At 68.6% G+C, this 24406-nt stretch carries 28 protein-coding genes, 1 tRNA gene and 2 pseudogenes; 19 read left to right on the forward strand and 12 right to left on the reverse strand.

Annotation, left to right across the window (positions count from 1 at the left end; genetic code table 11):
* Nucleotides 1–111, forward strand: a pseudogene (locus C5F48_RS01250) (ferredoxin); the annotation flags it as partial.
* A gap of 81 nt (nucleotides 112–192) precedes the next feature.
* Here the strand turns inward: C5F48_RS01250 and C5F48_RS01255 are convergent.
* The 3 genes and pseudogenes from C5F48_RS01255 to argB all read right to left on the reverse strand — a co-directional run bounded on the left by C5F48_RS01255 (nucleotide 193) and on the right by argB (nucleotide 2240).
* On the reverse strand, nucleotides 193–699 hold the full coding sequence (locus C5F48_RS01255; RefSeq protein WP_107662095.1) for a SixA phosphatase family protein: 507 nt from the start codon (nucleotides 697–699) through the stop codon (nucleotides 193–195).
* A complete protein-coding gene (locus C5F48_RS01260; protein WP_107662096.1) occupies nucleotides 696–1340 on the reverse strand; it encodes a ferredoxin in 645 nt (214 codons plus the stop codon). The genes C5F48_RS01255 and C5F48_RS01260 overlap by 4 nt, the downstream gene beginning before the upstream one ends.
* Nucleotides 1340–2240, reverse strand: a pseudogene (gene argB, locus C5F48_RS01265) (acetylglutamate kinase). Before argB ends, C5F48_RS01260 begins: the two are co-directional and overlap by 1 nt.
* Before the next feature lie 115 nt (nucleotides 2241–2355).
* Between argB and C5F48_RS01270 the strand changes: the two are divergent.
* Complete coding sequence (locus C5F48_RS01270; RefSeq protein WP_107662169.1) at nucleotides 2356–3087, forward strand: SDR family oxidoreductase; 732 nt, start codon at nucleotides 2356–2358, stop codon at nucleotides 3085–3087.
* Nucleotides 3088–3104: 17 nt separating this feature from the next.
* On the opposite strand, the gene yihA is transcribed toward C5F48_RS01270, so the two are convergent.
* The 8 genes from yihA to rpmH form a co-directional block, all read right to left on the reverse strand.
* Nucleotides 3105–3758, reverse strand: coding sequence for a ribosome biogenesis GTP-binding protein YihA/YsxC (gene yihA, locus C5F48_RS01275; protein ID WP_107662097.1), 654 nt, complete (start codon nucleotides 3756–3758; stop codon nucleotides 3105–3107).
* Nucleotides 3755–4498: an MOSC domain-containing protein gene (locus C5F48_RS01280; protein WP_107662098.1), complete on the reverse strand. Its 744-nt coding sequence runs from the start codon at nucleotides 4496–4498 to the stop codon at nucleotides 3755–3757. Before C5F48_RS01280 ends, yihA begins: the two co-directional genes overlap by 4 nt.
* Nucleotides 4495–6387 (reverse strand): membrane protein insertase YidC, encoded by a 1893-nt coding sequence (gene yidC / locus C5F48_RS01285; protein WP_107662099.1) that lies wholly within the window; start codon nucleotides 6385–6387, stop codon nucleotides 4495–4497. The genes C5F48_RS01280 and yidC overlap by 4 nt, the downstream gene beginning before the upstream one ends.
* Before the next feature lie 147 nt (nucleotides 6388–6534).
* Nucleotides 6535–8058, reverse strand: coding sequence for a GGDEF domain-containing phosphodiesterase (locus C5F48_RS01290; protein ID WP_107662100.1), 1524 nt, complete (start codon nucleotides 8056–8058; stop codon nucleotides 6535–6537).
* Nucleotides 8059–8125: 67 nt separating this feature from the next.
* On the reverse strand, nucleotides 8126–8986 hold the full coding sequence (ttcA, locus tag C5F48_RS01295) for a tRNA 2-thiocytidine(32) synthetase TtcA (RefSeq protein WP_107662101.1): 861 nt from the start codon (nucleotides 8984–8986) through the stop codon (nucleotides 8126–8128).
* Between the two features lie 57 nt (nucleotides 8987–9043).
* Nucleotides 9044–9292, reverse strand: a complete 249-nt coding sequence (gene yidD, locus C5F48_RS01300; protein WP_107662102.1) for a membrane protein insertion efficiency factor YidD — start codon at nucleotides 9290–9292, stop codon at nucleotides 9044–9046.
* Nucleotides 9289–9687 (reverse strand): ribonuclease P protein component, encoded by a 399-nt coding sequence (gene rnpA / locus C5F48_RS01305; protein ID WP_107662103.1) that lies wholly within the window; start codon nucleotides 9685–9687, stop codon nucleotides 9289–9291. The genes yidD and rnpA overlap by 4 nt, the downstream gene beginning before the upstream one ends.
* 26 nt (nucleotides 9688–9713) lie before the next feature.
* Nucleotides 9714–9848 carry a 50S ribosomal protein L34 gene (gene rpmH, locus C5F48_RS01310; protein ID WP_008032609.1) on the reverse strand — a complete coding sequence of 45 codons (135 nt, stop codon included), beginning with the start codon at nucleotides 9846–9848 and terminating at the stop codon, nucleotides 9714–9716.
* A 258-nt stretch (nucleotides 9849–10106) separates the two neighbouring features.
* Between rpmH and C5F48_RS01315 the strand changes: the two genes are divergently transcribed.
* The 4 genes from C5F48_RS01315 to C5F48_RS01330 all read left to right on the forward strand — a co-directional run bounded on the left by C5F48_RS01315 (nucleotide 10107) and on the right by C5F48_RS01330 (nucleotide 13854).
* Nucleotides 10107–10841 (forward strand): TVP38/TMEM64 family protein, encoded by a 735-nt coding sequence (locus C5F48_RS01315; protein WP_245941215.1) that lies wholly within the window; start codon nucleotides 10107–10109, stop codon nucleotides 10839–10841.
* Nucleotides 10842–10844: 3 nt separating this feature from the next.
* Nucleotides 10845–12251, forward strand: a complete 1407-nt coding sequence (locus C5F48_RS01320; RefSeq protein WP_107662104.1) for a dihydrolipoyl dehydrogenase family protein — start codon at nucleotides 10845–10847, stop codon at nucleotides 12249–12251.
* Between the two features lie 107 nt (nucleotides 12252–12358).
* Nucleotides 12359–13720: a sensor histidine kinase gene (locus C5F48_RS01325; protein ID WP_107662171.1), complete on the forward strand. Its 1362-nt coding sequence runs from the start codon at nucleotides 12359–12361 to the stop codon at nucleotides 13718–13720.
* A 57-nt stretch (nucleotides 13721–13777) separates the two neighbouring features.
* Nucleotides 13778–13854 (forward strand) — tRNA-Arg (locus C5F48_RS01330).
* Between the two features lie 133 nt (nucleotides 13855–13987).
* Here the strand turns inward: C5F48_RS01330 and C5F48_RS01335 are convergent.
* Nucleotides 13988–14869 carry a LysR family transcriptional regulator gene (locus C5F48_RS01335; RefSeq protein ID WP_107662105.1) on the reverse strand — a complete coding sequence of 294 codons (882 nt, stop codon included), beginning with the start codon at nucleotides 14867–14869 and terminating at the stop codon, nucleotides 13988–13990.
* Nucleotides 14870–15103: 234 nt separating this feature from the next.
* Here C5F48_RS01335 and C5F48_RS01340 point away from each other — a divergent pair, with 234 nt between their 5' ends.
* The 13 genes from C5F48_RS01340 (at nucleotide 15104) to C5F48_RS01400 (ending at nucleotide 24403) form a co-directional block, all read left to right on the forward strand.
* Complete coding sequence (locus tag C5F48_RS01340) at nucleotides 15104–15616, forward strand: hypothetical protein (protein WP_107662106.1); 513 nt, start codon at nucleotides 15104–15106, stop codon at nucleotides 15614–15616.
* Between the two features lie 237 nt (nucleotides 15617–15853).
* Nucleotides 15854–17365, forward strand: coding sequence for a signal recognition particle protein (gene ffh, locus C5F48_RS01345; RefSeq protein ID WP_107662107.1), 1512 nt, complete (start codon nucleotides 15854–15856; stop codon nucleotides 17363–17365).
* The gene (locus C5F48_RS01350; RefSeq protein WP_107662108.1) at nucleotides 17362–17859 is read left to right on the forward strand and encodes a GNAT family N-acetyltransferase; all 498 of its coding nucleotides are present in this window, start codon (nucleotides 17362–17364) and stop codon (nucleotides 17857–17859) included. Before ffh ends, C5F48_RS01350 begins: the two co-directional genes overlap by 4 nt.
* The gene (locus tag C5F48_RS01355) at nucleotides 17859–18395 is read left to right on the forward strand and encodes a GNAT family N-acetyltransferase (protein WP_107662109.1); all 537 of its coding nucleotides are present in this window, start codon (nucleotides 17859–17861) and stop codon (nucleotides 18393–18395) included. The genes C5F48_RS01350 and C5F48_RS01355 overlap by 1 nt, the downstream gene beginning before the upstream one ends.
* On the forward strand, nucleotides 18392–18922 hold the full coding sequence (locus tag C5F48_RS01360) for a GNAT family N-acetyltransferase (RefSeq protein WP_107662110.1): 531 nt from the start codon (nucleotides 18392–18394) through the stop codon (nucleotides 18920–18922). The genes C5F48_RS01355 and C5F48_RS01360 overlap by 4 nt, the downstream gene beginning before the upstream one ends.
* Before the next feature lie 136 nt (nucleotides 18923–19058).
* Nucleotides 19059–19355 (forward strand): chorismate mutase, encoded by a 297-nt coding sequence (locus C5F48_RS01365; RefSeq protein WP_107662111.1) that lies wholly within the window; start codon nucleotides 19059–19061, stop codon nucleotides 19353–19355.
* 40 nt (nucleotides 19356–19395) lie between these two features.
* A complete protein-coding gene (gene rpsP / locus C5F48_RS01370; RefSeq protein ID WP_107662112.1) occupies nucleotides 19396–19749 on the forward strand; it encodes a 30S ribosomal protein S16 in 354 nt (117 codons plus the stop codon).
* 68 nt (nucleotides 19750–19817) lie between these two features.
* Entirely contained in the window at nucleotides 19818–20327 is a 510-nt protein-coding gene (rimM, locus tag C5F48_RS01375; RefSeq protein ID WP_107662113.1) for a ribosome maturation factor RimM, read from the forward strand.
* A gap of 118 nt (nucleotides 20328–20445) precedes the next feature.
* On the forward strand, nucleotides 20446–21204 hold the full coding sequence (trmD, locus tag C5F48_RS01380) for a tRNA (guanosine(37)-N1)-methyltransferase TrmD (protein ID WP_373454320.1): 759 nt from the start codon (nucleotides 20446–20448) through the stop codon (nucleotides 21202–21204).
* A 48-nt stretch (nucleotides 21205–21252) separates the two neighbouring features.
* The gene (rplS, locus tag C5F48_RS01385) at nucleotides 21253–21636 is read left to right on the forward strand and encodes a 50S ribosomal protein L19 (protein WP_107662115.1); all 384 of its coding nucleotides are present in this window, start codon (nucleotides 21253–21255) and stop codon (nucleotides 21634–21636) included.
* An 11-nt stretch (nucleotides 21637–21647) separates the two neighbouring features.
* Nucleotides 21648–21869 carry a 50S ribosomal protein L31 gene (gene rpmE, locus C5F48_RS01390; RefSeq protein WP_107662116.1) on the forward strand — a complete coding sequence of 74 codons (222 nt, stop codon included), beginning with the start codon at nucleotides 21648–21650 and terminating at the stop codon, nucleotides 21867–21869.
* 150 nt (nucleotides 21870–22019) lie between these two features.
* Entirely contained in the window at nucleotides 22020–22826 is an 807-nt protein-coding gene (locus C5F48_RS01395; RefSeq protein ID WP_107662117.1) for a division plane positioning ATPase MipZ, read from the forward strand.
* A gap of 68 nt (nucleotides 22827–22894) precedes the next feature.
* Nucleotides 22895–24403: a malonate--CoA ligase gene (locus C5F48_RS01400; protein WP_107662118.1), complete on the forward strand. Its 1509-nt coding sequence runs from the start codon at nucleotides 22895–22897 to the stop codon at nucleotides 24401–24403.
* The last annotated feature ends 3 nt before the right edge of the window (nucleotides 24404–24406 follow it).

Below are 24406 nucleotides of genomic sequence, written 5' to 3' on the forward strand. Positions count from 1 at the left end.
GAGGATGCCGAGGTGCGCGACCTGCCGCCGCCCTACCGGCTGGCCTGCCAGTTCATCGCCCGCGACGAGGATGTGACGGTCAGCTTCTCGGGCGCGCCGGGCGGGGCCTGAGCGGCGGGCGTCGCTCTCGCGGAAAGGGCGGGGGGCTGTTTGCCCCCCGCACCCCCCGAGGATATTTAGAGACAGAAAATCTCAGGCGACCAGTTCGCGCGGCACGATGAAATCGGCCGGCTCGGCCTGGCCGTAGCCGACCTCGGCCCAGTCCAGCTCGCCGAAATCGGCGACCAGCGTCGCGCCGGTCGGGTAGCGCTGGAACTCGGTGTTCAGCGGCGCGTGCTTCACCAGCCGATGCGCGAATTCGGCGATGCCGGGATTGTGGCCGAGGATGCAGACGGTCTTCGCCGTCGCGTGGCGCAGCACCGCCAGCATCACGTCCGGCCCGGCCTGATAGAGCGCGGGCTTCAGCACCGGCGCGGGCGCGCCGGGCAGGGCGGCGGCAATGCCCGCCCAGGTTTGCTGGGTGCGCAGCGCGTCGGAGCAGAGAACTTCCTCCGGCACGTAGCCGCGCGAGGCGAGCCATTGCCCCAGGTCGCTGGCGGCGGCGATGCCGCGCGGGTTCAGCGGTCGCTCGTGGTCGGGGACAAGCGGGTCGTCCCAGGCCGATTTCGCGTGGCGGATCAGGATCAGGCGCTTGGTCATCGGTGGAATTGCCCCATGTGATAAGCGGATTGGTCCGCCACTCTTGCATAGGCCTGCGACCGGGGGCAAGCGCGCCTTGCGGCACAACCGTGGGTGAGACAATCCGCGCCGAGTGCGGTGGCGAGCCAGCCGTGGCAACGGTCGAGGTCGTAGCCCGCGGATGACAGCGCCCCGGCGGGGCAGGCGGTGAGGCAGGGCCGGGCGCAGCCCTCGCAGGGAGAGGGTGGCGGCGGGGGCAGGGGCAGCGCCTCGCGCAGCGCCAGCGCGCCGCGGTAGGAGACGAAGAGCCCGGCCTCGTCATGCACCAGAAGCCGGATCGGCGAGACATGCGCGCGCCCGCTGCGCAGCGCCCATCGGTAGAAGGGCGCATAGGGCGGGCCGCCGAAGGGAAAGAGCGCCTTGGCCCCCAGGTCGCAGGCGATCCGCCCGATCACCCGGCGCGACCAGCGGTCAATCGGGTCAGGGCGGCCATCCCGCCACTCGGGCTCCGCCGTCAGATGCGCCCAGAAGCCGGGCTCGCGCGGGCCGAGGAGCAGCACCGTCGCCGTGCCTTTCGGCAGCGGATCGTCGGGCCGGGCCGCAAAGCCGCCGAGGATCGACAGCGCCTGGGCCTCGGCCAGCGCCTCGATCCGCGCCAGCATCAGGCGGCGCCGCGCGGCTTCACCCGGGGCGGCAGCGAGCGGATCAGCGAGCCCGCGCCATGGTCGGTGGAAGAGCTCGAGCAGGCAGGCGTTGGGGATGCGCCCGTCGAGGATGACCACCGCGCGCACCCCCGCTTCCAGCGCCGCCAGCGCGGTTTCCGTCTTGGGGATCATGCCGCCGGCGATCACGCCGCGCTCGGTCAGGTCGCGCACCTGCTCGGGCGAGAGCTGCGTCACCACCGCGCCGGTCTCATCCTTCACCCCGGCGACATCGGTCAGCAGGATCAGCCGGTCGGCCTGCAGCGCCCCGGCGATCGCGCCCGCCGCGGTGTCGCCGTTCACGTTGAAGGTCTCGTTGTCCTCCATTCCGGTCGCTACCGGCGCTACCACCGGGATGATGCCCGCGCCGTAGAGATCGCGCAGCACCTGCACGTTCATCTCCACCGGCTTGCCGACGAAGCCCAGCTCCGGATCGTCGGCGACGCAGACCATCAGGTCGTCGTCCTTGCCCGAGATGCCGACGGCCCGCCCGCCCTGATCGTTGATCGCCTGCACGATGCGCTTGTTGACGAGGCCCGAGAGCACCATCTCCACGACCTCGACAGTGGCCTTGTCGGTCACCCGCTTGCCGCGGACGAATTCCGACTTGATGCCGAGCCGGCCGAGCAGGTCGTTGATCATCGGCCCGCCGCCATGCACCACCACCGGGTTCACGCCGACCTGACGCATCAGCACGATGTCGCGGGCGAATTCGGCCATCGCCTCCTCGTCGCCCATGGCGTTGCCGCCGAACTTCACCACCACAACGGCGCCGGCATAGCGCTGCAGATAGGGCAGGGCCTCGGAGAGCGTTCGGGCGGTGGCGATGGAGTCACGCATGTTGGCTAACTGCTTCTTCATGAGGCGGGATCCTTGGTTCGCGCTTTTGGTAACGTCTTTGCCCCCCCCTGCCAAGGCGCCTTGCCTTGCAAATCCCGGCGGCAGGCGTAGGGTCGCCGCGAAGACGGGGGTGATCATGGGCGAGCAGAAGACGCTGGTTCTGACGGGGGCAAGCCGGGGGATCGGCCATGCCACGGTGAAGCGGTTTTCCTCAGAAGGCTGGCGGGTGCTGACCTGCTCGCGGCAGCCCTTCGATCCGCGCTGTCCCTGGCCGGGCGGCGAGGAGAATCACATCCAGATCGATCTGGCCGACCCGAACAAGACCATCGCCGCGATCGAGACCATCAAGGGCAAGATCGACGGCAAGCTGCATGCGCTGGTCAACAATGCTGGGATCTCGCCCAAGGGCTCCGACGGGGCGCGGCTGACCACGCTGGATACCGATCTGCGCACCTGGGGCCATGTGTTCCACGTGAACTTCTTCTCCTGCGTCGTGCTGGCGCGCGGCTTGCAGGACGAGCTGGCGGCGGCGAAGGGTTCGATCGTCAACGTGACCTCGATCGCCGGCAGCCGGGTGCATCCTTTCGCCGGGGCGGCCTATGCCACCTCGAAGGCGGCGCTGGCGGCGCTGACCCGCGAGATGGCGCATGACTTCGGACCGTTGGGCGTCCGGGTCAACGCCATCGCCCCGGGCGAGGTCGAGACGGCGATCCTGTCGCCGGGCACCGACAAGATCGTCGAGAAGCTGCCGATGCAGCGGCTGGGCCAGCCGAGCGAGGTGGCGGATGTGGTCTGGTTCCTCTGCTCGCCGCAGTCGAGCTACATCTCCGGCGCGGAGATCGAGGTGAACGGGGCGCAGCACGTCTGAGCCCCGGCCCCGGGCGGTTACTCCAGCGTCGCGATGATCGCCCGCAGCGTCTCGATCCCGTCGCCCTTTTCCGAGCTGGTGACCACCAGCTCCGGATAGGCGGCCGGATGTTTCGCCAGCGCGCCGCGCACCTGGTCTAGGATCGCCATCCGTTCCGCCCGGCTCACCTTGTCGGCCTTGGTCATCACCACCTGGAAGGTCACGGCCGAGCGGTCCAAGAGCTGCATGATCTCGTCATCCACCGGCTTCACGCCATGGCGGGTGTCGACCAGCACGAAGGCGCGGCGCAGGGTCTGGCGGCCGGCGAGATAGCTCTTCAGCAGCCGCTGCCATTTCTCGACGATCGGCAGCGGCGCCTCGGCATAGCCGTAGCCGGGAAGGTCGACCAGATAGCGCTCCTCCCCCAGGGCGAAATAGTTGATCTCCTGCGTCCGCCCCGGCGTGTTCGAGGCGCGGGCAAGCGACTTGCGACCAGTCAGCGCGTTGATCAGGCTGGACTTGCCGACGTTGGAGCGCCCGGCGAAGCAGACCTCCAGCCGGTCGGCGGGCGGCAGGCCGGGCATGGCGACCACGCCCTTCACGAAATCGACCGGCCCGGCGAACAGCAGCCGCCCGGCTTCGCGCGCGGCGGTTTCGGGCTCTTCGGCGAGGGGGAAGGGCAGGGTGGTCATCGCAGCTCCACTGTATCATTGAGGGCGATCCGGCCGCCATGCAGCACCGTGGCGTAGACGCCAAAATCCCGGTGCCCGTAATTCTCCGCCAGGGCGGTCAGCGTGTCGCCGTCGATCCGCCCGGTGTCCGGGTCGGCCATCGTCGCGCGGCAGCGGGTGATCCGCTCCTCCACCCGCAGCACGGCGTCGCCGATCCGAAGCTCCCGCCCGATCAGGCTGAACTCGCCCCAGGCCGGCAGATGCTCCAGCCAGAGGTTGCCACGCCAGCGGTGGATCGACAGATCCTGCCCCATCTTCGCCGAAAGGTCGCGCAGCGAGGCCAGCGACAGCACGGCGACCGACGGAAACTCACTGTCGGTCATGCCGCGCCCGGCGCTGACGATCCGCGCCGGCTGCGCCCGCTCGGGCGGGCAGAGCGGGCGGACCCAGTCGAGGAACCCCGGCAGATCCGCCGGATCGTCGGGGCGGAAGCGCAGGTCGGGCCGCTCGGGGTGGCGCAGCGTGACGGTCAGGCTGTCCTCCTCCAGCGCCGCTGTGATCGCCATCAGCGCCGGAGCTTTGGCCCCGCGGGTGAAGTTGGCGCAGGGGTTCCAGCCGGCTTCCAGCTTCGCCGCCTCATGCGCCACGGCCCAGTGCCGGTCGAAGGGCAGGCAGGCCCCGGCCGAAAGCAGAACGGACGCGAGATCCTCGCGTCCGTGTGCCTTGATCGGGTGGCGGCAGATATGGGCCAGCCGGATCATTTCTTGCCGGGGGGGGTCTTCGGCGGCTTGGCGTCATTCGCCGCCTTGGCGACCGCGGGCTTTTTCTTGAACCCCGCCTTGATGTTGCCGAAGATGTCGGGCTTCGCGCCATGGCTGCGCATGATCAGGTTCTGCTGGGTGAAGGTGATCAGGTTGTTGGTGATCCAGTAGAGCACCAGGCCCGAAGCGAAGTGGCCCAGCATGAACATGAAGACCCAAGGCATCCAGGCGAAGATCATCGCCTGCGCCTGATCGGTGGGCGCCGGGTTCAGTTTCTGCTGCAGCCACATCGAGATGCCGAGCAGGATCGGCAGCACGCCGATGAAGATCAGCGCGAGCGTGCTGCCCGGCTCAGGCGCGGCCCAGGGGGCGAGGCCGAAGAAGTTGAAGATCGACGACGGATCCGGGGCCGAGAGGTCCTTCAGCCAGCCGAAGAACGGCGCGTGCCGCAGTTCGATGGTGACGAAGATCACCTTGTAGAGCGAGAAGAAGATCGGGATCTGGATCAGGATCGGCAGGCAGCCCGCGGCGGGGTTCACCTTCTTTTCCTTGTAGAGCCGCATCATCTCGCGCTGCATCAGCTGCTTGTCGTCGCCGGCGCGCTCGCGCAGCGCTTCCATCTCGGGCTGCAGCTCCTTCATCCGCGCCATCGAGACGTAGGATTTGTAGGACAGCGGCAGCACCAGCGCCTTCAGCACCAGGGTCAGGGCGATGATCGCGAGACCCATGTTGCCGATCTGGGCGTTCAGCCAGTGCAGCACGGCGAAGATCGGCTTGGTGAAGAAGAAGAACCAGCCCCAGTCGATCGAGTCGACGAAGCCCGGGATCGGGGTCGCCGAGGCACTGGCCGGAGCCCCCTCCAGCGCGCCGTCATTCTGGTAGGCGCGGATGGTGACCCATTCCTTCGCCCCGGCGAAGAGCCGCGAGTTGGTTTCCACCGTCGCGCCGGGCGCCACGGTCAGCAGCGGCTCGCGGGTCTCGGTCTGGTAGATGTCGGCGCCGGGGACGTATTTCGTGACGCTGGTGAAGGGCTTGCCCTGGGTCGGGATCAGCGTCGTCATCCAGTACTTGTCGGTGAAGCCGATCCAGCCGTCGGTCGAGGCCTCGCGCACTTCGGCCAGCGCGCCCTCGCGGGCGACCTGCGGCAGCTCGGCCACGTCGTCATACTTGGTCTCGGCCAGCTCGCCATCGGTGCGGCCGACCACGCCCTCGTGCAGCACGAAGAAATTCTGCAGGTTCAGCGGCTCGCCATGGCGCGCCACGATGCCATAGGAGGCAAGGCTCACCGCCTCGCCGGTGGTGTTCTGCACGCTCTGGTCGATGCTGAACATGTAATGGTCGTCGACCGAGATCCGCCGGGTGAAGACGAGGCCGGAGCCATTGTCCCAGCGCAGGGTCACGGGGGCGCCGACGCCCAGCGTCTCGCCCTCGACGAGCGTCCAGGTGGTGTTGGCGCCCGGAACATCCTCGAAGCCGAGCGCGCCGCCCGGGGTCCAGCCGTAGAGCGCGTAATAGGCGTTGGGCTGGCCGACTGGCGACAGCAGCCGGACGATGTCCGAGGCCGGGTCGAGGGTTTCGCGGTAGGTCTTCAGCGACAGGTCGTCGATCCGGCCGCCGAGCAGCGAGATCGAGCCCTGCAGCCGCGGCGTGTCGATGGCCACGCGCGGGGTCTCGGGCAGCACGGCGTCCGGGGCCACCGGCGACAGCGGCGCATCCGGCACGGCCGAGGGAGTCACGGCCTGGCCCGGTACGGCCTCGGTCGCGGCGACGGTCGGCGCGTTGGGGTCGACGACAGGCTCCTCCGGCGGCGGGAAGAGGAAGAACCAGCCCAGGATCACGAGGAAACTGAGAGCGGTTGCTAGGATGAGGTTCTTGTTCTGATCGTCCATCGACGGCACGCGCTTCCTGTTCAGAGGTGCGGTCGTTCAACAGAAGGGGGCACGAAAGGTCAAGCGGTTTTCCCCGGATCGCAGAGATGTGGGGCGCTTTGCCCCTGGGCTCCGCCGTTTCCGGCCGGTTGTCGCCAACATGGTCCGTCACCCCGCGCGGTGGCCGATCCGCGGCATGCTGGACAGGCTCGCCTGCCGCCGCGCGATCCAGTCCAGCGTGTCCTCGAAGGGCATCGGCCGGGCGATGCCGAAGCCCTGCACATGGCCGCAGCCGAGCTGCGCCACCATCGCGTGCTCGCCCGGAGTCTCCACCCCCTCGGCCAGCGTGTCCAGCCCCAGCCGCTCCGCCAGCGACAGGATGGCAGACAGCATCCGCTGCTGGTCGCGGTCCTCGTCGACCCGGCTGATGAAGCTGCGGTCCACCTTCAGCCGCCGGACGGTGAAGCGGCGGATGTTGCCGATCGAGGCATGGCCGGTGCCGAAATCGTCGAGGTCGATGCCGCAGCCCAGCCGCGCCAGGCTGGCCACGGTCTGCACCACGATGTCGCTGTCGGTCTCGGCCACCACGGTCTCGAGGATCTCGACCGACAGCCGGTCGGGCGTCAGGTCGAAACGGTCCAGCTCCCAGCGCAGCCTGTCCACCAGCCGCGGGTTGCGCAGCTCCGCCGCCGAGAAATTCACCCCGACAGTGGGCACCCGGAGCCCGGCGCGGTCCCAGTCCTGCAGCGCCCGCAGCGACTGCTGCAGCATCACCTCGCCCAGCCGCTCGACCAGCCCGGCCTCGACCAGCCCGTCGAGGAAGTCGGCCGGATGCAGCAGGCCGCGCCTGGGGTGCAGCCATCGCGCCAGCGCCTCGAAACCGCTGATCGCCCCGGTGTCGGTGCAGATCTGCGGCTGGAACCAGGGCCGGATCTGGCCCTCCTCCAGCGCGGCCTGCAGTTCTGCCGCCAGAGCGCAGCGGCTGGCGCGCAGACCCGCCATCTCCGGGGCGTAGCTGCGGATCGAGCCGGGACCGGCGCGCCGCGCTTCCTCCGCCGCGATCTGCGCCGCCTCCAGCAGAGAGCGGCCACTGGAGGAGGGCGCGCTGTCGGCCGGGCAGAAGCCGACGCAGCAGGTCACCTGAAGGCGGGCCGCACCGGCATGGATCGGTGGCGCGAGCGCCGCCTGCATCCGGACGGCGAGCTGCATCAACTCCTCGACCTCCAGCCTGCGCACATGTCTCAGCGCGATGGCGAAGCTGCCGCCGCTCAGCCAGGCGAGGCTGTCGCCCTGGCGCAGCGCGGCGCTGATCCGTTCGGCGCTGCGCGCGATCACCTCGGTCCAGGCGGCGCGGCCATGGCGCTCCAGCAGGCAGCAGAGATCGTCGATCTGCACCACGATGCAGGCCGTGGTCCAGCCGGCGCTCTCGGCGCCGCCAAGGAACCCGTCCAGCGTGGCGATGATCTGCGGCCGTTGCGCCAGCCCGCCGAGCCCCTCCGGCGCCGCCGCGTTGCGGCCCGGCAGCACCAGGGCCAGCAGCAGCACGACCGGCAGACCCAGCGCGGTGAGGATCAGCATCCTCTCGCCCCCGGCCCAGAAGGCGAGCAGCGTCATCGCGGGCAGGAAGACCAGCACCTCCTGCCGCCGCAGCTGCCCGCCGACCCAGATGAAACGCTCGCCCCGACTGCCCATCCCGCTCCCCCTTGTCCGGGGGTCGCCCCCGCTTGCCGGAGACTAGCGGTTTGGCCGAGCCCGAGCGTTAATTCTCGCCCGAAAGTTGCGGAGGATTTGCTTCAATTCCGAGGCCGAGCCCGGCGAAATCGAACAGCGACGGGTCCAGAAGATGCGAGGGCCGCGCGTTCATCAGCGCGCGGAACATCACCTGCCGCCGCCCGGGGCTGCGCGCCTCCCAGCCGTCGAGAATCGCCTTCACCTGCTGGCGCTGCAGCCCGTCCTGCGACCCGCAAAGGTCGCAGGGAATGATCGGGTAGTTCATCGCCCTCGCGAATTTCTCGCAATCGGCCTCGGCGACGAAGGCGAGCGGGCGGTAGAGGAAGAGATCGCCCTCCTCGTTCACCAGTTTCGGCGGCATGGTGGCGAGCCTGCCGCCATGGAACAGGTTCATGAAGAAGGTCTCGAGGATGTCGTCGCGATGATGGCCGAGCACCACCGCCGAACAGCCCTCTTCCCGTGCGATGCGATAGAGATTTCCGCGCCGCAGCCGCGAGCAGAGGCTGCAGAAGGTGCGCCCCTGCGGGATCTTGTCCATCACCACCGAATAGGTGTCCTGATACTCGATCCGGTGCTTCACCCCCATGCGGCTGAGAAATTCCGGCAGCACCGTCGCCGGGAAGTTCGGCTGGCCCTGATCGAGGTTGCAGGCCAGAAGCTCCACCGGCAGCAGCCCGCGCCACTGCAATTCATGCAGCACCGCCAAGAGGGTATAGCTGTCCTTGCCGCCCGAGAGGCACACCAGCCAGCGCGCGCCGCGCTCGATCATGCCATAGGTCTCGATCGCCTCGCGCACCTCGCGCACGATCCGTTTGCGCAGCTTGCGGAACTCGGTCGAGGAGGGCGCGCCGTGGAACAGCGGGTGGATATCGTCCTGTTCGTCCAGCATGGCGCGCTTCCTGCTTCTTCTTGGCCCAAATACTCAAATCGACAGAAGCCGCCGGGGTCAACCGTGCCGGTCATGCTCCGGATCGGTCCCCGGCACCGGGTCGTAGCCCGATCCGCCCCAGGGGTGGCAGCGCCCGATCCGCCGCGCCGCGAGCCAGGCGCCCTTCAGCGCGCCATGCCGCTCCAGCGCCTGCATCGCATAGACCGAACAGGTCGGCTGATAGCGGCAGCCATGTCCGACCCAGGGGCTCAGCAGCAGGCGGTAGGCGCGCACCGGCAGCGCCACCAGATGCGCCAGCGGGGTCATGATCCGTGGATCTGGCGCAGCGCCCGGTCCATCTCGGCCAGCATCGCGGCGAAATTCCGATCCGCCGTGGCATTGGGGCGGCCGACCAGCACGTAGTCCCAGCCGGGGCGCCCGCCAGAGGGCAGGGTGAAGCGCGCGATCTCGCGCAGCCGGCGCTTGGCGCGGTTGCGGGCCAAGGCATTGCCGAGCTTCTTCGAGCAGGTGAAACCGACGCGGATCGGCCCGTCCTCGGCCCGCTTGCGCGCCTGAAGCAGGAAACCGGGCGTGCCCTGCCGCTTGGCCGAGGCGGCGCGCAGGAAATCGGCGCGCTTCTTCAGCACCTGCAGACAAGCGGAAGCCGCCGGGACATCGGCGGGATCGGCAGTGCCTGCTCCCTCGCTGTCCGGCGGCGTCATCTCACAGCTCCCTTGCGGGAAGCCGATCAGGCCGAGAGCTTCTTCCGGCCCTTGGCGCGACGGGCTGCCAGCACGAGGCGGCCGCCCTTGGTCGCCATGCGGGCACGGAACCCGTGGCGACGCGCACGGACCAGGTTCGACGGTTGAAAAGTGCGCTTCATCGCGGATCTCCATCAGACGTGCAGCCGGAACACTCGCGGATTCGCAGGCCACGTTAATTCGAAGCCCGGTCTTTACGGGCGGCGCAGGCCCAAGTCAATTCGCCTGCGCGGGAATTCCTGCAACATTTTGCCCATGCGGCAGGGAAAGGCGCTCCCGATCCTCGCGCAACCCGGCAAAACGATCAAGGCCGCGTGAGGAGGCTGGCGCCGGAACGCCCGCGGCCTCATCCTCGCCGCAACTGTCCAGAGGAGACGCCGGTGAGCGAGACGAAACCTTCCGACCGGCCGAAGGGCGGGTTTCTCAGCCGGTTGCCGATCCTCGTGATCCTCGTGGTGGCGGTGGTCGGCGCCTTCCTGTTGCGCGACCAACTGAGCTTCGAGGCGCTGGCGCGGCGTCACGACACGCTGATCGCCTTCCGCAACGCGCATTACTTCGCCTCGGTCGCGGGCTTCATGCTGGCCTACATGGCGGTCGTCGCCTTCAGCCTGCCGGGGGCGACGGTCTTCACCCTGACGGGGGGCTTTCTCTTCGGTCTGTTTCCCGGCGTGCTCTACAATGTGGTGGCGGCGACGCTCGGCGCCATCGGCATCTTCCTCGCCGCCCGCACCGGCTATGGCGCGCGTTTCGCCAGCCTGCTGCAAAGCCGCGGCGGGCCGGTGGCGCGGCTGCAGGAGGGGTTGCGAGACAACGAGTGGTCGGTGCTCTTCCTCATGCGCCTCGCCCCTGTGCTGCCCTTCTTCCTCGCCAACCTGATCCCGGCCTTCCTCAACGTCCGGCTCAGCCGCTTCGCCATCACAACCTTCTTCGGCATCATGCCGGGCGGTCTGGTGCTGACCTCGGTCGGCACCGGACTCGGCGCGGTGCTGGCGCGGGGCGAGGCGCCGGATCTGAGCATCCTGTTCACCCCGATGGTGCTCTTCCCCATCCTCGGCCTTGCCGCGCTCTCGGCGCTGCCTATCCTCATCAAGTATTTCCGCCGCAGAGAGGTCTGAGCCATGCCCCGCATCGAGACGGACATCTGCGTGATCGGCGGCGGCTCGGGCGGGCTGTCGGTGGCGGCCGGCGCAGTGCAGATGGGCGCGCGCGTCGTGCTGATCGAGGCGGGCGAGATGGGCGGCGATTGCCTGAACGCCGGCTGCGTGCCTTCCAAGGCGCTGATCGCCGCGGCCAAACATGCGCAGGCCATGCGCAGCGGCGCGGGCTTCGGCATCGCGCCGGTGGAGCCCGAGATCGACTTCTCTGCCGTGAAAGACCACGTCTTCCGGGTGATCGAGACCATCGCCCCGATCGACAGCCAAGAGCGGTTCGAGAAGCTCGGCGTCACCGTGCTGCGCGACTGGGCCCGCTTCACCTCGCCCGAAGAGGTGCAGGTCGGCGAGACCACGATCCGCGCCCGCCGCTTCGTCATCGCCACCGGCTCGCGCCCCGCGCTGCCGCCGATCCCGGGCATCGACAGCGTGACCGCCCATACCAACGAGACGATCTTCGCGCTGCGCGAGAAGCCGGAGCATCTGGTGATCATCGGCGGCGGGCCGATCGGCATGGAGATGGCGCAGGCGCATCAGAGGCTCGGCTGCCGGGTGACGGTGATCGCCGGCAAGGCCCTGCCGAAGGACGATCCCGAAACCGCGGCCATCGTCCTCGCGCGGCTGCGCGCCGAGGGGGTGGAGATCATCGAGGGGGTCCATGCGGCCTCGGTCGCCCCGGGGCTCAGCGTCACGCTCGACGACGGGCGGCAGGTGACGGGCTCGCATCTGCTGGTGGCCGCCGGGCGCAAGGTGGCGCTCGACCGGCTGAACCTCGAGGCCGCCGGGGTGGCCTTCACCGACAAGGGCGTGACCGTGGGCGACGATCTGCGCAGCACGAACCGCCGGGTCTATGCGGTGGGCGATGCCGCTGGGGGGATGCAGTTCACCCATGTCGCGGGCTATCATGCCGGGGTGGTGATCCGCTCCATCGTCTTCGGCCTGCCGTCGAAAGCCAAGACCGCGCATATCCCCTGGACCACCTATACCGAGCCCGAACTGGCGCAGGTCGGCCTCACCGAGGCGCAGGCGCGCGAGGCGCATGGCGACCGGCTCACCGTGCTGCGTCAGCCGTTCCACGACAACGACCGCGCCCAGACCGAGGACCAGACCGAGGGGCTGCTGAAGCTGATGGTGGTGGGCGGCAGGCCGGTGGGGGTCTCCATCGTCGGCGCCCATGCGGGCGAGCTGATCGGCCTCTGGGCGCTGGCGATTTCGGCGCGGATCAAGCTTTCCGCCCTCACCGGGGCGGTGCTGCCCTATCCGACCCTGAACGAGGTTTCCAAACGTGCTGCCGGAGCCTATTTTTCCCCTAAACTCTTTGATAATCCTATGGTGAAACACGTCGTCCGGCTGATCCAGCGTTTCCTTCCCTGACCGGTCGGAGGTGCGCCACCGCGAAGCGCGTGCAAGAGGCAGGAAGGAAGGCAGTGGTGACGAGACGCAACGGGGCGTTCCTGAATACGCTCTCGGGTCGGTTCCTCATGCTGACCGTCGCCTTCGTCATGCTGGCGGAGGTGCTGATCTTCGTGCCCTCCATCGCCCGCTTCCGCGAGGATTACCTGCTCCTGCGGCTGGAAAAGGCGCAGATCGCCTCGCTGGCGCTGCTGACCACCGACGAGATGATGACGCCCGAGCTGGAAGAGGAGCTTCTGGCCAATGCGCAGGTCTTCAACGTCGTGCTGCGGCGCGACGAGGTGCGCCAGCTGGTGCTGTCCTCACCCATTCCCGCGCCGATCCACGCCACCTACGACCTGCGGCTGGTAGGGCCCTTCGGCCTGATCCGCGATGCGCTCTTGGGCCTCGCCGATCCGCAGAACCGGGTGATCCGCGTGATCGGCGACCCGGTGCAGCAGGGCGGCTCGCTCATCGAGGTGACGATGGAGAGTGGGCCGCTGCGCAAGGCGATGCTGGAATACGGGCTGCGGGTGCTGGTGCTCTCGGCGCTGATCTCGATCGTCACCGCCGGGATGCTGTTCCTCGCGGTGCGTCGCCTCTTGGTGCTGCCGATCCGCCGCGTGGTGCGCCACATGACGGCCTATGCCGAGGCCCCGGAGGATGCGCGCCGCGTCATCGCCCCCACCGCCAGCGTGCGCGAGCTGCGCGAGGCCGAGGAGGCGCTACAGATGATGCAGACCCAGCTCACCACCGCGCTGAAGCAGAAGGAGCGGCTGGCGCAGCTGGGCGGGGCGGTGGCCAAGATCAGCCACGACCTGCGCAACATCCTGACCGTGGCGCAGCTCTTCGCCGACCGGATCGGTGATTCGGTCGATCCGGTGGTGGCCCGCGCCGCGCCCAAGCTGGTGGGCTCGATCCGCCGCGCCGTCTCGCTCTGCGAATCGACGCTGACCTTCGGCCGGGCCGAAGAACCGCCGCCGCAGATCACCCGCTTCCCGCTGCGCCGTCTGGTCGAGGAGATCGCCGAGGGCGAGCAGCTGGGCGAGGGCGACATCTCCTGCCTGATCGACGTGGCACCCGGCATGGTGATCCGCGCCGATGCCGAGCAGTTCCACCGGGTGCTGGCCAACCTGATCCGCAACGCCCGGCAGGCGATCGACGCCACCGGCCAGCCCGGCACCATCGAGATCTCCGCCGGCGAGGGCGAGGCCGAATGGTGGGTCCGGGTCGGCGACACCGGCCCCGGCCTGCCGCCCAAGGCGCGCGAGCACCTGTTCACCGCCTTCCAGGGCGGGGCGCGCAAGGGCGGCTCCGGCCTTGGCCTCGCCATCTCGGCCGAGCTGATCCGTGGCCATGGCGGGCGGCTCGATCTGCTGAAGTCGGATGGCGAGGGCACCGAATTCATGATCCGCCTGCCGAAAAGTGCGGGTCTTGCCGAAGAGGCGTGAAGTTTTCGCGATTAGGCTCTTGCATTGCCCGGCGCGGCCCGCTAAATCGCCCCCACTGCACCCGTAGCTCAGCTGGATAGAGCATCAGACTACGAATCTGAGGGCCGGGCGTTCGAATCGCTCCGGGTGCACCACTTCTCCTCTTTAGATCTCAAGGCCTTGGCCTATGCCCCTCCGGGCACTTTGGGCTAACGCGCCGCGGTGTTCCGCGGGCGGTTTGCATCTGCTGTTCTCGCGGGCGGCGGGGCGGGCCGGAGCCCGCCCGGATCAGAACTCGTCCCAGCCCTTCGCCGCTTCCTTCAGATGTTGCAGGAAGCTCTGCACCTTCAACGTGCGGTGCAGGTCGACATGGGTCACCAGCCAGAGCGGCGTCGACCATTCCGGCAGCGGCGCCATGACCTCGACCAGATCCGGGTCGGCCACGGCGTGGAAGCTGGGCAGGAAGCCGATGCCGATGCCCTGCCGCACGGCATCCTCCAGTACGCTCATCTCCGAGGCGCGGTAGATCATGCTCTCGGCCGGCACATGGTCGCGCAGCCAGCGGTGGAACGGCGCGCGCGGCGTGTCGGCCCCGATGAAGCGATGCGCGGCGAAATCCTGCGGCCCCTCGGGCAGGCCATAACGGTCGACATAGCTGCGCGAGGCGTAGAGCGCGTTGTGGAGATGGACCAGCGGCTGCACCACATTGTCCGGCTCCTCCGGCGCGGCGCCGGCGCGGATCGCCACATGCGCCTCGCCGTAGTCCAGCCGGAACACCCGCATGTCGGTGAGGAAGCGCACCACGAGGCCGGGGTAGCGGTCCTGGAAGGCGGCGAGCACCGGGGTCAGCAGCATCGACAGGCTGGCCAGCGAGGTGATCACCAGCTCGCCCGAGACGGATTCCCCCTGTCCCTTGATCCGGCTCGACAGCTGGCTGAACTGCTCCTCGGTGGTCTGCGCCACAAGCAGAAGATCGCGCCCCGCCTCGGTCGGCGTGTAGCCGCGGGCGTGGCGCTGGAACAGCTTGGCGCCCAGCCGTCGCTCCAGCGCATCGATGTGGCGGATGACCGTGGCGTGGTGCACGCCCAGAACCTCGGCGGCGCCCGAGACGGTGCCCAGCCGGGCCACCTGGAATGCCGTGCGGATCTCGTCCCAGTTCTCGAAAGTCATTGCAAAATTCCCGAAGCCAATCGCAGCAATGTGTTGTGCGCTGATGAACAGACTAGGGGGCAAATCTTGCGAATACAACCCCGATGCGCAAAGGCCTAATTTGATTTCAGGAACAGGGAAGGCCAAGACGACCCCCCGATTTCCCTGCGGCAGGTCAGGTAGTTTCGGACCGCGCCGCCCAGAAAACAAGAGGGAGTCGCCGCAAGGCGGGGCTCTCAGATCAAGGACACGATCATGTCGTTCAAGACACTCTCCACCGCTCTCGTTCTCGTTGCCGCGACCGCTGCGGCTCAGGCTCAGGCCGCCAATCCGGGCGTCGAGCAACTGGCCGCGCAGGCTGGCGTGAATGCCGGTGACTTCACCACCTCGCAGCTGATCTCGCTGCAGAACGCGATCAACAGCCAGAACGAGGAGCAGGTCGCCTTCATCCTGTCGCAGGCGCGCGCCGAAGCCAGCCGCGCCACCACGGCCGAAGGCACGACCTCGCCGGCCTACCGTCAGCTCGAAGCCGATCTCGGCGTCGAGCCGGGCCGCTTCTCGCCCGCCGAGCTGTCGCAGCTCGCCGCCGCCCGCCGCTCGGACGAGCCGGCCCGCGCCGCCTACATCCTCTCGGGCGAGAACCGCGCCTCCGCGGCGGATGACGCCAACAACGCCGGCAAGCTGCAGCTCGCCGCCGCGCTGGGCCTGAACCCGGCCGACTACACGCTGGCGGAACTGACCGCCCGCGTGCAGGACCTGAACGACTGAGGTCGTTCCCGGGCGCGCGCCGCTCCCGCGCGCGCCCACCCCTTTCCCGTCGAAACCTTGACTCCCGCGCCCGAGAGGCGTAAGCGCCCCTTCAATCCCGGAGATCCGTTACAGGCTCCGGTCCCGAGAATACACGGGATCGCCATCCATCAGCGCGTTGCGCCCATGGGTGACGTTGTCGTTTGAGCGGTCCCGGTCTACATCGGGGCAGGGTGCAACAGGTCAAAGGAGACGGGCATGTTCGAGAATCTTTCGGAACGTCTTGGCGGCGTCTTCGACCGCCTGACCAAGCAGGGCGCGCTGACCGACGCCGATGTGGCCACCGCGCTGCGCGAGGTCCGCGTGGCGCTGCTCGAGGCCGACGTCTCGCTCGGGGTGGCCCGCGACTTCGTGAAGGCGGTGCAGGACAAGGCGACCGGGCAGGGCGTCACCAAATCGGTGACCCCGGGCCAGCAGGTCGTCAAGATCGTGCATGACGAACTCGTCAGCGTGCTGCGCGGTGAGGGCCCCGCCGACGCGCTCAAGATCGACAACCCGCCCGCCACGATGCTGATGGTCGGTCTGCAGGGCTCCGGGAAAACCACCACCACCGCCAAGCTCGCCAAGCGCCTGCATGAAAAGCAGGGCAAGCGCGTGCTTCTGGCCTCGCTCGACACCAACCGCCCCGCCGCGATGGAGCAGCTGGCGATCCTCGGCCTGCAGATCGGCGTCGACAGCCTGCCGATCGTCAAGGGCGAGACGGCGGTGCAGATCGCCAAGCGCGCCAAGACGCAGGCCGCGATGGGCGGCTATGACGTGCTGATGCTCGACACCGCGGGCCGCCTGCACATCGACGAAGTGCTGATGGACGAGGTTCAGGCGGTGCGCGACATCGCCCAGCCGCGCGAGACGCTGCTGGTGGTCGATGGCCTGACGGGTCAGGACGCCGTGAACGTCGCCACCGAATTCGACGGCAAGGTCGGCATCACCGGCGTCGTGCTCACCCGGATGGACGGCGACGGTCGCGGCGGCGCCGCGCTCTCGATGCGCGCCGTCACCGGCAAGCCGATCCGCTTCGTCGGTCTGGGCGAGAAGATGGATGCGCTCGAGGCCTTCGAGCCGGAGCGCGTCGCGGGCCGCATCCTCGGCATGGGCGACATCGTCGCCCTGGTGGAAAAGGCGCAGGAGACCTTCGAGGCCGAACAGGCCGAGCGGATGATGAAGCGGTTCCAGAAGGGTCTGTTCAACATGAACGACCTGAAGGGCCAGCTCGACCAGATGCTGAAGATGGGCGGGATGCAGGGCGTCATGGGCATGCTGCCCGGCATGGGCAAGATGCAGAAGGCCGCCGCCGACGCGGGCTTCGACGACAAGATGCTGCGCCGCCAGATCGCCCTCATCAACTCGATGACCAAGAAGGAGCGGTCGAACCCCGACCTCCTGCAGGCCAGCCGCAAGAAGCGCATCGCCGCCGGCGCCGGGATGGAAGTGTCGGAGCTGAACAAGCTTCTGAAGCAGCACCGGCAGATGGCCGACATGATGAAGAAGATGGGCAAGGGCGGCATGATGAAGAATGCGCTCAAGCAGATGATGGGCAAGGGTGGCGGCATGCCCGACCCGTCGCAGCTCTCGCCCGACGAGCTTGCCGCCGCGGCTTCCGCGATGAAAGGCAAGATGCCCGCCGGCATGGGCGGCTTTCCCGGCATGGGCGGCGGCATGAAACTCCCGCCGGGCCTCTCCGGCCTCGGCGGCTTCGGCAAGAAGAAATGATCGCGCCGACCCTCCATACCGCGCGTCTGACGCTCAGGATGCCCGTGCTGGCCGATTTCGGCCCGCGCGCGGAGTTCTATGCGTCCGACCGTTCGGTCTGGGAGGGCGGCCCGATCGACCGTCGCGCCGCCTGGCGCATCTGGGCCTCCGAGGTGGCGCAGTGGTCGCTGATGGGCTTCGGTCCCTTCGCCGTCGATCATGACGGCGCCTATGTCGGCGAGGTGGGCGTCCACCAGCCCGAGGGCTATCCCGAACCCGAGCTTGGCTGGTTCGTCACCCCCGAGGCCGAGGGTCGCGGCGTCGCGGCCGAGGCGGCGATGGCGGTCAAGCAATGGGCTCGGACGAGCTTCGGTTGGGACCGGCTGGTGAATTACATCGAGCCGGGGAACACCCGCTCCATCGCCCTGGCGCTGCGCATCGGCGGTCAGCGCTGTGACCTGCCGGGCACGGAGCCCGGTGACGTGGTGATCCTGCACGATTTGAGGGCGCTCTGATGTCCCTGCCCTTCGCCATCCCCACCGTCACCACCGCCCGGCTGATCCTGCGCGAACCGCGCGAGAGCGATCTCGACGTGATGGAGCGCGCCTTCCGCAGCGAGAGCAGCCGCTATGTCGGCGGCCCGCTGAACCGGCGCGGCAGCTGGCGCAGCCTGCTCGCCACCATCGGCCACTGGGCGCTGCGCGGCTACGGTCTCTGGTCGGTCGAAACGAAGGCCGGGGCCTTGGTCGGTCGCGTCGGGGTGATCCGCCACGACGGCCGCGACGAGCCGGAGCTCGGCTGGCACATCTACGAAGGCCACGAGGGTCTCGGCTATGCCCATGAGGCGGCGCTGGCCGCACGCGATTACGCCGGCACCGTCTGGGGCATGGGCCCGCTCGCCTGCATCATCGCCCCCGAGAATGCCCGCTCCATCGCGCTGGCCCTGCGGATGGGCGCGCAGCTGGAAGGCGTGATCTCCGACGAGGACGGCCCGCTGCATCTCTACCGTCACCCGGCGGTCGAGGATGGCGGGATGGAGGCCTACGCATGATCACCGTCTCCGGCACCCCCGCCCTCACCACCGAACGGCTGACCCTGCGCATGCCCGCCTCGCGCGACTGGGAGGCCTACGCCGAATTCCTGACCAGCGAGCGCGCCGCCATGATCGGCGGACCGCTCGGCCGCGACAAGGCCTGGCGCTCCTTCGGCCATGCCGTCGGCCATTGGGTGCTGCGCGGCTACGGCATGTTCTTCGTCACCCCGCGCGGCAGCGACACCGCCATCGGCATGACCGGCCCCTGGTTCCCCGAGGGCTGGCCCGAGCCGGAGCTCGGCTGGTCGATGTTCGGCGGCGAGCACGAGGGCAAAGGCCTCGCTTTCGAGGCCGCGGAGGTCGCGCGCCGCTACGCCTTCCAGAAGCTCGGCTGGAAGACCGCCGTCAGCTACATCGACCCGGCCAACCTGCGCTCCATCGCCCTGGCCGAACGGCTGGGCGCGCTGCCCGACCCCGAGGCGCCATGCCCCGAGGGCGTCAGCTGCCTCGTCTACCGTCATGCCTCGGTGGAGGTGCGGCCATGACCGCCCCCTCCGCCGCCCCCGTTTCGCCGCTCCCCGTCCGGGGCGCGCGTCCGCTTGTCGTAACCAGTGCTCTGCATCGCCTGTGCATCATCCGTGCATCGGATGTGCATGGCCCAAATCCCACCCGGAGGTCCGCATGACCGACGCCACCACGCGCGCGCAGGAATTGTTGCGGGACCACCGTGACAGCATCGACCGGCTCGACGCGATCCTCGTCTACACCCTTGCCGAACGCTTCAAGCAGACGCAGGCGGTGGGCCGTCTGAAGGCCGAACACGATCTCCCTCCCTCCGATCCCGCCCGCGAGGAGCGCCAGATCGAGCGGCTGGAGTGGCTGTCGAAAGAGGCGGATCTCGATCCCGAATTCGCCAAGAAATTCCTGACCTTCATCATTTCCGAAGTCATCAGGCATCACGAAAAGCTCAAGCAATAACCGGGTCTTGCCCGGTCCCACGACAAACAGGAGAATACCCATGTCGATGAAAATCCGTCTCGCCCGCGGCGGCTCCAAGAAGCGCCCGCACTACGCCATCGTCGCCTCCGACAGCCGGATGCCGCGCGACGGCCGCTTCCTCGAGAAGCTGGGCACCTACAACCCGCTGCTCGCCAAGGACAGCGAAGAGCGCATCAAGATGGACGTCGAGCGCGTCAAGCACTGGCTCTCGCAGGGCGCCCAGCCGACCGATCGCGTCGCCCGCTTCCTCGAGGCCGCCGGCCTGATGGCGAAGACCGTCCGCAACAACCCCAAAGCCGCCGTCCCGGGCAAGCGCATGGCCGAGCTGGCCAAGAAGAAAGCCGCCCGCGCCGAAGCGCCGGCTGAAGAATAATCGTTCTTCTTCCATGACATGCGGGTGGCCGTGCTTCGCGGCCACCCGGTTCTTGCGCAGGATTCCCCATGCCCAACCCTGACCTGATCTGCGTCGGCGCCATCGCCGGATCCTTCGGCGTCAAGGGCGAGGTGCGGCTGAAATCCTTCTGCGCCGACCCCGACGACATCGCCTCCTATGGCCCGCTGTTCACCGAGAACGGCGCCCACAGCTACAAGGTCACCCTGACCCGCCCGGTCGCCAACGGCGTCGGCGCGCGGCTGTCCGGGGTCACGACCAAGGAGCAGGCCGATGCGCTGAAGGGCACCAGCCTCTACGTCAGCAGGGAAAAGCTGCCCTCGCTTGGCGATGACGAATTCTACCACGCCGACCTGATCGGCCTGGAAGTGCGCGACACCGGCGGCGCTGCGATGGGCCGGGTGATCGCGGTGCACAACCACGGCGCCACCGACCTGCTGGAGGTCGGCGGCCCCGCCCTGAAAGAGCCGCTGCTGATCCCCTTCACCCGCGCCATCGTGCCGACCGTCGATCTGGCCTCGGGCCGCATCGTCGCCGACCTGCCCGAAGGCCTCGAGTGATCACGCCCCCGTCTGATCACGCACTGTCCGGAGCTCCGCGGCCATGACCGAAGACCCAGCCCCCTCCAAGTCGCACGGCCGCCTGTCGATCCGCGCCTCGCTGCAGCCGCGCGACCTGATGGCCCCGCCCGAGGTGAAGGGCGCCTGGAAGGCCAAGGTCATCACCCTGTTCCCCGAGGCCTTCCCCGGCACGCTGGACCTGTCGCTGACCGGCAAGGCGCGGGAATTCGGGCTCTGGCAGCTGGAAACCCTTGATCTGCGCACCTTCGGCGAGGGCAAGCACCGCAATGTCGACGACACGCCCGCCGGCGGCGGCGCCGGCATGGTGCTGCGCGCCGATGTGGTGGCCCGGGCGCTGGACCAGGCCGCCGAGGCCACGCCGGACCGGGCGCGCTGGCCGGTCATCTACCTGTCGCCGCGGGGAAAACCCTTCACCCAAGCGATGGCGCAGCGCTGGTCCGAGGGCGAGGGGCTGACCCTCCTCTGCGGCCGGTTCGAGGGCGTCGACGAGCGGGTGATCGAGCAGTACGGAATCGAGGAAGTTTCCTTGGGAGATTTCGTTCTCACCGGGGGCGAGATCGCGGCTCAGGCCTTGATTGACGCGACGGTGCGGCTTATACCCCGCGTGCTCGGGAATCATGCGTCCACCGAAGAGGAATCCTTTTCTGAGGGACTTCTTGAATTTCCGCAGTTCACGAAACCGACCGTCTGGCAGGGCCGCGCGATACCGGAGATTCTTCAGTCCGGGCACCACGCGAAGATTGCCGCCTGGCGGAAGGCGATGGCCGAAAGGCTGACCAAAGAACGCAGGCCTGACCTCTGGCGGGCTTACTGTGCCAAGCACGGTAGGGACCCGAATGAAGACCGAGAGCTCTGAGGCGGCATCACGTCAGGGAAAAACCCTGAGCTTTTGAAAGGACCAGGCATGAACCTGATCGCCCAAATCGAAGCCGAGCAGATCGCCGCTCTCGGCAAGACCATCCCGGATTTCAAGGCCGGCGACACCGTCCGCGTCGGCTACAAGGTGACCGAGGGCACCCGCTCGCGCGTGCAGAACTACGAAGGCGTCGTGATCGGCCGCAAGGGCGGCGCGACCATCTCGGCCTCGTTCACCGTGCGCAAGATCTCGTTCGGCGAAGGCGTGGAGCGCGTGTTCCCGCTGTACTCGACCAACATCGACAACATCGAGGTCGTCCGTCGTGGCCGCGTCCGTCGCGCCAAGCTCTACTACCTCCGCACCCGTCGCGGCAAATCCGCCCGGATTTCCGAGGACACCAACTACAAAGCCAAAGACAGCGCCAGCGCGTAAGGAGCGGACCGATGAGAAAAGACATCCACCCCGATTACCACATGATCGACGTGAAGATGACCGACGGTTCCGTGTTCCAGGTCCGTTCGACCTGGGGCAAGGCCGGCGAGCAGATGGCGCTGGAAATCGACCCGCTTGCCCACCCGGCCTGGACCGGCGGCTCAGCGCGTCTGATGGACACCGGCGGCCGCGTGTCGAAGTTCAAGAACAAGTACGCCGGTCTCGGTTTCTGAGCATCGACGACTGTTTTCGCGAAGGGCGCGCCATCGGCGCGCCCTTTTGCGTTGCAGGGCTGCGTCGGTTGCTCCCGCGTGACGTGCCGCCCCCTTGCGCGCCTCCGGTCCAGCCGGTAGCTCGCGAAGCAGACTGAGAGGGAGCGGGCCATGGCGCATATCATCGTGGTGGGGAACGAAAAGGGCGGCTCCGGCAAGTCCACCACCTGCATGCATGTGGCCACCGCGCTGGCCCGGCTCGGTTTCCGCGTCGGCGCGCTTGACCTCGACCTGCGCCAGCGCAGTTTCGGCCGCTACATCGAGAACCGCCGCGCCTTCCTCGCCCGCTCCGAACTGGCGCTGCCGACCCCCGATTACCGCGACCTGCCCGAAGCCGCCGCCGAACTCGCCCCGGGCGAGACCGCCTCCGACAGCCGGCTCACCGCCGCCATGGCCGAGCTGGAGCCGGTGTCGGATTTCATCATCATCGACTGCCCCGGCTCGCACACCCGCCTGAGCCAGGGCGCGCATTCGCTGGCCGACACGCTGATCACGCCGCTGAACGACAGTTTCGTCGATTTCGACCTCTTGGCGCGGATCGACGCCGAGACGGGCAAGGTGAAGGGCCCCTCGATCTATGCCGAGATGGTCTGGAACGCGCGCCAGCTGCGGGCGCAGGCCGGGCTGAAGCCGGTCGACTGGATCGTGCTGCGCAACCGTCTCGGCGCCCAGCAGATGCACAACAAGAAGAAGGTCGGCGCGGCGCTGCAGGATCTGTCGCGCCGCATCGGCTTCCGCGTCGCCCCCGGCTTTTCCGAGCGGGTGATCTTCCGCGAGCTCTTCCCGCGCGGCCTGACGCTGCTCGACCTCAAGGACACCGGGGTGGAGTCGCTGAACCTCTCGAACATCGCCGCCCGGCAGGAGGTGCGTGACCTGCTGACCGAGCTGCGCCTGCCCGGCGTGACGCCGAACTTCTGACGTCTCGCTCTCTGACGGGTTGAGCCTCCTGCGCTCCCCGTGCATGACTGGTCCGGAGGAGACCAGACATGCCAAACCCGCTCTACGACGCCCTTTTCGCCCCGCTCGAGGGCCGCACTTCCGACCTCCTGATCCTGCCCGACGGCAGCCGCCTCAGCGGCGACGCCTTCCTGCGCCTCGTGGCGCGGCAGGCCCATGCGCTGCGCGCGGCGGGGGTGGAGCCGGGCGACCGGATCGCGGTGCAGGTCGGCAAGAGCCCGGAGGCGTTGGCGGTCTATGGCGCCTCGGTGGCGCTGGGGGCGGTCTTCCTGCCGCTGAACACGGCCTATACCGCGGGCGAGATCGACTATTTCCTCGGCAATGCCACGCCGCGGATCTTCCTCTGCGACGGGACGAAGGCCGAGGCTCTGGCCCCGGTCGCCGCAGCCCACGGTGCCCGGCTGATGGTGCTGAACGCCGACGGCTCGGGCGAGATGAGCGATCTGGCGGAGGGCCAGCCGGAGGCGATCACCGCCGCCGACCGCGCGCCGGAGGATCTGGCGGCGCTGCTCTACACCTCGGGCACCACCGGCCGCTCCAAGGGGGCGATGCTGAGCCATGCGAACCTCCTGTCCAACGCCGCCGTCCTGGCCGATCTCTGGCGCTTCACCGAGGCCGATGTGCTGCTGCATGCGCTGCCGATCTTCCACACCCACGGGCTCTTCGTCGCCTGCAACACGCTGCTCTTGACCGGCGGCGCGATGATCTTCCTGCCGGGCTTCGATCTCGGCGCCGTGTTGCGGCTGCTGCCGCAGGCCACCACGATGATGGGGGTGCCGACCTTCTACACCCGGCTCCTGGACGATCCGCGTTTCGCCCGCGAACTGACGCAGGGCATGCGGCTCTTCATTTCCGGCTCGGCCCCGCTCTTGGCCGAGACGCATCTGGCCTTCGAGGAGCGCACCGGCCACCGCATCCTCGAGCGCTACGGCATGACCGAGACCAACATGAACACCTCCAACCCCTATGACGGCGAGCGCCGGGCCGGCACCGTGGGCTTCCCGCTGCCGGGGGTGGAGCTGCGGATCATGGCCGAGGGCGCCGAGGTTGCGCCGGGCGAGGTGGGGGTGATCGAGGTGCGCGGGCCCAATGTCTTCGGCGGCTACTGGCAGATGCCCGAGAAGACCGCCGAGGAGCTGCGCCCGGACGGCTGGTTCATCACCGGCGATCTGGGGATGCGCGATGCCGAGGGCTATGTGCAGATCGTCGGCCGCCAGAAGGATCTGGTGATCTCGGGCGGCTTCAACGTCTATCCCAAGGAGGTGGAGCTGCTCTTGGACGAGGCGCCGGGGGTGCTGGAAAGCGCGGTCGTCGGCCTGCCGCATCCGGATTTCGGCGAGGCGGTCTTCGCCGTGCTGGTGCCGCGCCCCGGCGTCACGCTGGACGCCGAGGCGGTGCTGGCCTCGATCGCCGACCGGCTGGCGCGCTACAAGCAGCCGAAGGCGGCGGTTGTGCTGGCGGAGCTGCCGCGCAACACCATGGGCAAGGTGCAGAAGGCCCAGCTCCGCGCCGATCACGCGGGCTGGTTCTCGCGCTGACCC

It is taken from the genome of Cereibacter changlensis JA139 (genome assembly GCF_003034985.1).
Classification (GTDB): Bacteria; Pseudomonadota; Alphaproteobacteria; order Rhodobacterales; family Rhodobacteraceae; genus Cereibacter; species Cereibacter changlensis.

Excerpts from the sequence above, each read along its gene's own strand:
- C5F48_RS01270 (WP_107662169.1), top strand. The coding sequence starts at position 2,356 with ATGGGCGAGCAGAAGACGCTGGTTCTGACGGGGGCAAGCCGGGGGATC.
- yidC (WP_107662099.1), bottom strand. The coding sequence starts at position 6,387 with ATGGACGATCAGAACAAGAACCTCATCCTAGCAACCGCTCTCAGTTTC.
- yidD (WP_107662102.1), bottom strand. The coding sequence starts at position 9,292 with ATGACCCCGCTGGCGCATCTGGTGGCGCTGCCGGTGCGCGCCTACCGC.
- ffh (WP_107662107.1), top strand. The coding sequence starts at position 15,854 with ATGTTCGAGAATCTTTCGGAACGTCTTGGCGGCGTCTTCGACCGCCTG.
- C5F48_RS01255 (WP_107662095.1), bottom strand. The coding sequence starts at position 699 with ATGACCAAGCGCCTGATCCTGATCCGCCACGCGAAATCGGCCTGGGAC.
- rpmH (WP_008032609.1), bottom strand. The coding sequence starts at position 9,848 with ATGAAGCGCACTTTTCAACCGTCGAACCTGGTCCGTGCGCGTCGCCAC.
- C5F48_RS01360 (WP_107662110.1), top strand. The coding sequence starts at position 18,392 with ATGATCACCGTCTCCGGCACCCCCGCCCTCACCACCGAACGGCTGACC.
- C5F48_RS01320 (WP_107662104.1), top strand. The coding sequence starts at position 10,845 with ATGCCCCGCATCGAGACGGACATCTGCGTGATCGGCGGCGGCTCGGGC.
- rnpA (WP_107662103.1), bottom strand. The coding sequence starts at position 9,687 with ATGACGCCGCCGGACAGCGAGGGAGCAGGCACTGCCGATCCCGCCGAT.
- rplS (WP_107662115.1), top strand. The coding sequence starts at position 21,253 with ATGAACCTGATCGCCCAAATCGAAGCCGAGCAGATCGCCGCTCTCGGC.
- rimM (WP_107662113.1), top strand. The coding sequence starts at position 19,818 with ATGCCCAACCCTGACCTGATCTGCGTCGGCGCCATCGCCGGATCCTTC.
- C5F48_RS01340 (WP_107662106.1), top strand. The coding sequence starts at position 15,104 with ATGTCGTTCAAGACACTCTCCACCGCTCTCGTTCTCGTTGCCGCGACC.
- C5F48_RS01350 (WP_107662108.1), top strand. The coding sequence starts at position 17,362 with ATGATCGCGCCGACCCTCCATACCGCGCGTCTGACGCTCAGGATGCCC.
- trmD (WP_373454320.1), top strand. The coding sequence starts at position 20,446 with ATGGCCCCGCCCGAGGTGAAGGGCGCCTGGAAGGCCAAGGTCATCACC.
- C5F48_RS01335 (WP_107662105.1), bottom strand. The coding sequence starts at position 14,869 with ATGACTTTCGAGAACTGGGACGAGATCCGCACGGCATTCCAGGTGGCC.
- C5F48_RS01400 (WP_107662118.1), top strand. The coding sequence starts at position 22,895 with ATGCCAAACCCGCTCTACGACGCCCTTTTCGCCCCGCTCGAGGGCCGC.
- C5F48_RS01325 (WP_107662171.1), top strand. The coding sequence starts at position 12,359 with ATGCTGACCGTCGCCTTCGTCATGCTGGCGGAGGTGCTGATCTTCGTG.
- C5F48_RS01260 (WP_107662096.1), bottom strand. The coding sequence starts at position 1,340 with ATGCTGGCGCGGATCGAGGCGCTGGCCGAGGCCCAGGCGCTGTCGATC.
- C5F48_RS01280 (WP_107662098.1), bottom strand. The coding sequence starts at position 4,498 with ATGATCCGGCTGGCCCATATCTGCCGCCACCCGATCAAGGCACACGGA.
- rpmE (WP_107662116.1), top strand. The coding sequence starts at position 21,648 with ATGAGAAAAGACATCCACCCCGATTACCACATGATCGACGTGAAGATG.
- rpsP (WP_107662112.1), top strand. The coding sequence starts at position 19,396 with ATGTCGATGAAAATCCGTCTCGCCCGCGGCGGCTCCAAGAAGCGCCCG.
- C5F48_RS01355 (WP_107662109.1), top strand. The coding sequence starts at position 17,859 with ATGTCCCTGCCCTTCGCCATCCCCACCGTCACCACCGCCCGGCTGATC.
- C5F48_RS01395 (WP_107662117.1), top strand. The coding sequence starts at position 22,020 with ATGGCGCATATCATCGTGGTGGGGAACGAAAAGGGCGGCTCCGGCAAG.
- C5F48_RS01365 (WP_107662111.1), top strand. The coding sequence starts at position 19,059 with ATGACCGACGCCACCACGCGCGCGCAGGAATTGTTGCGGGACCACCGT.
- yihA (WP_107662097.1), bottom strand. The coding sequence starts at position 3,758 with ATGACCACCCTGCCCTTCCCCCTCGCCGAAGAGCCCGAAACCGCCGCG.
- ttcA (WP_107662101.1), bottom strand. The coding sequence starts at position 8,986 with ATGCTGGACGAACAGGACGATATCCACCCGCTGTTCCACGGCGCGCCC.
- C5F48_RS01290 (WP_107662100.1), bottom strand. The coding sequence starts at position 8,058 with ATGGGCAGTCGGGGCGAGCGTTTCATCTGGGTCGGCGGGCAGCTGCGG.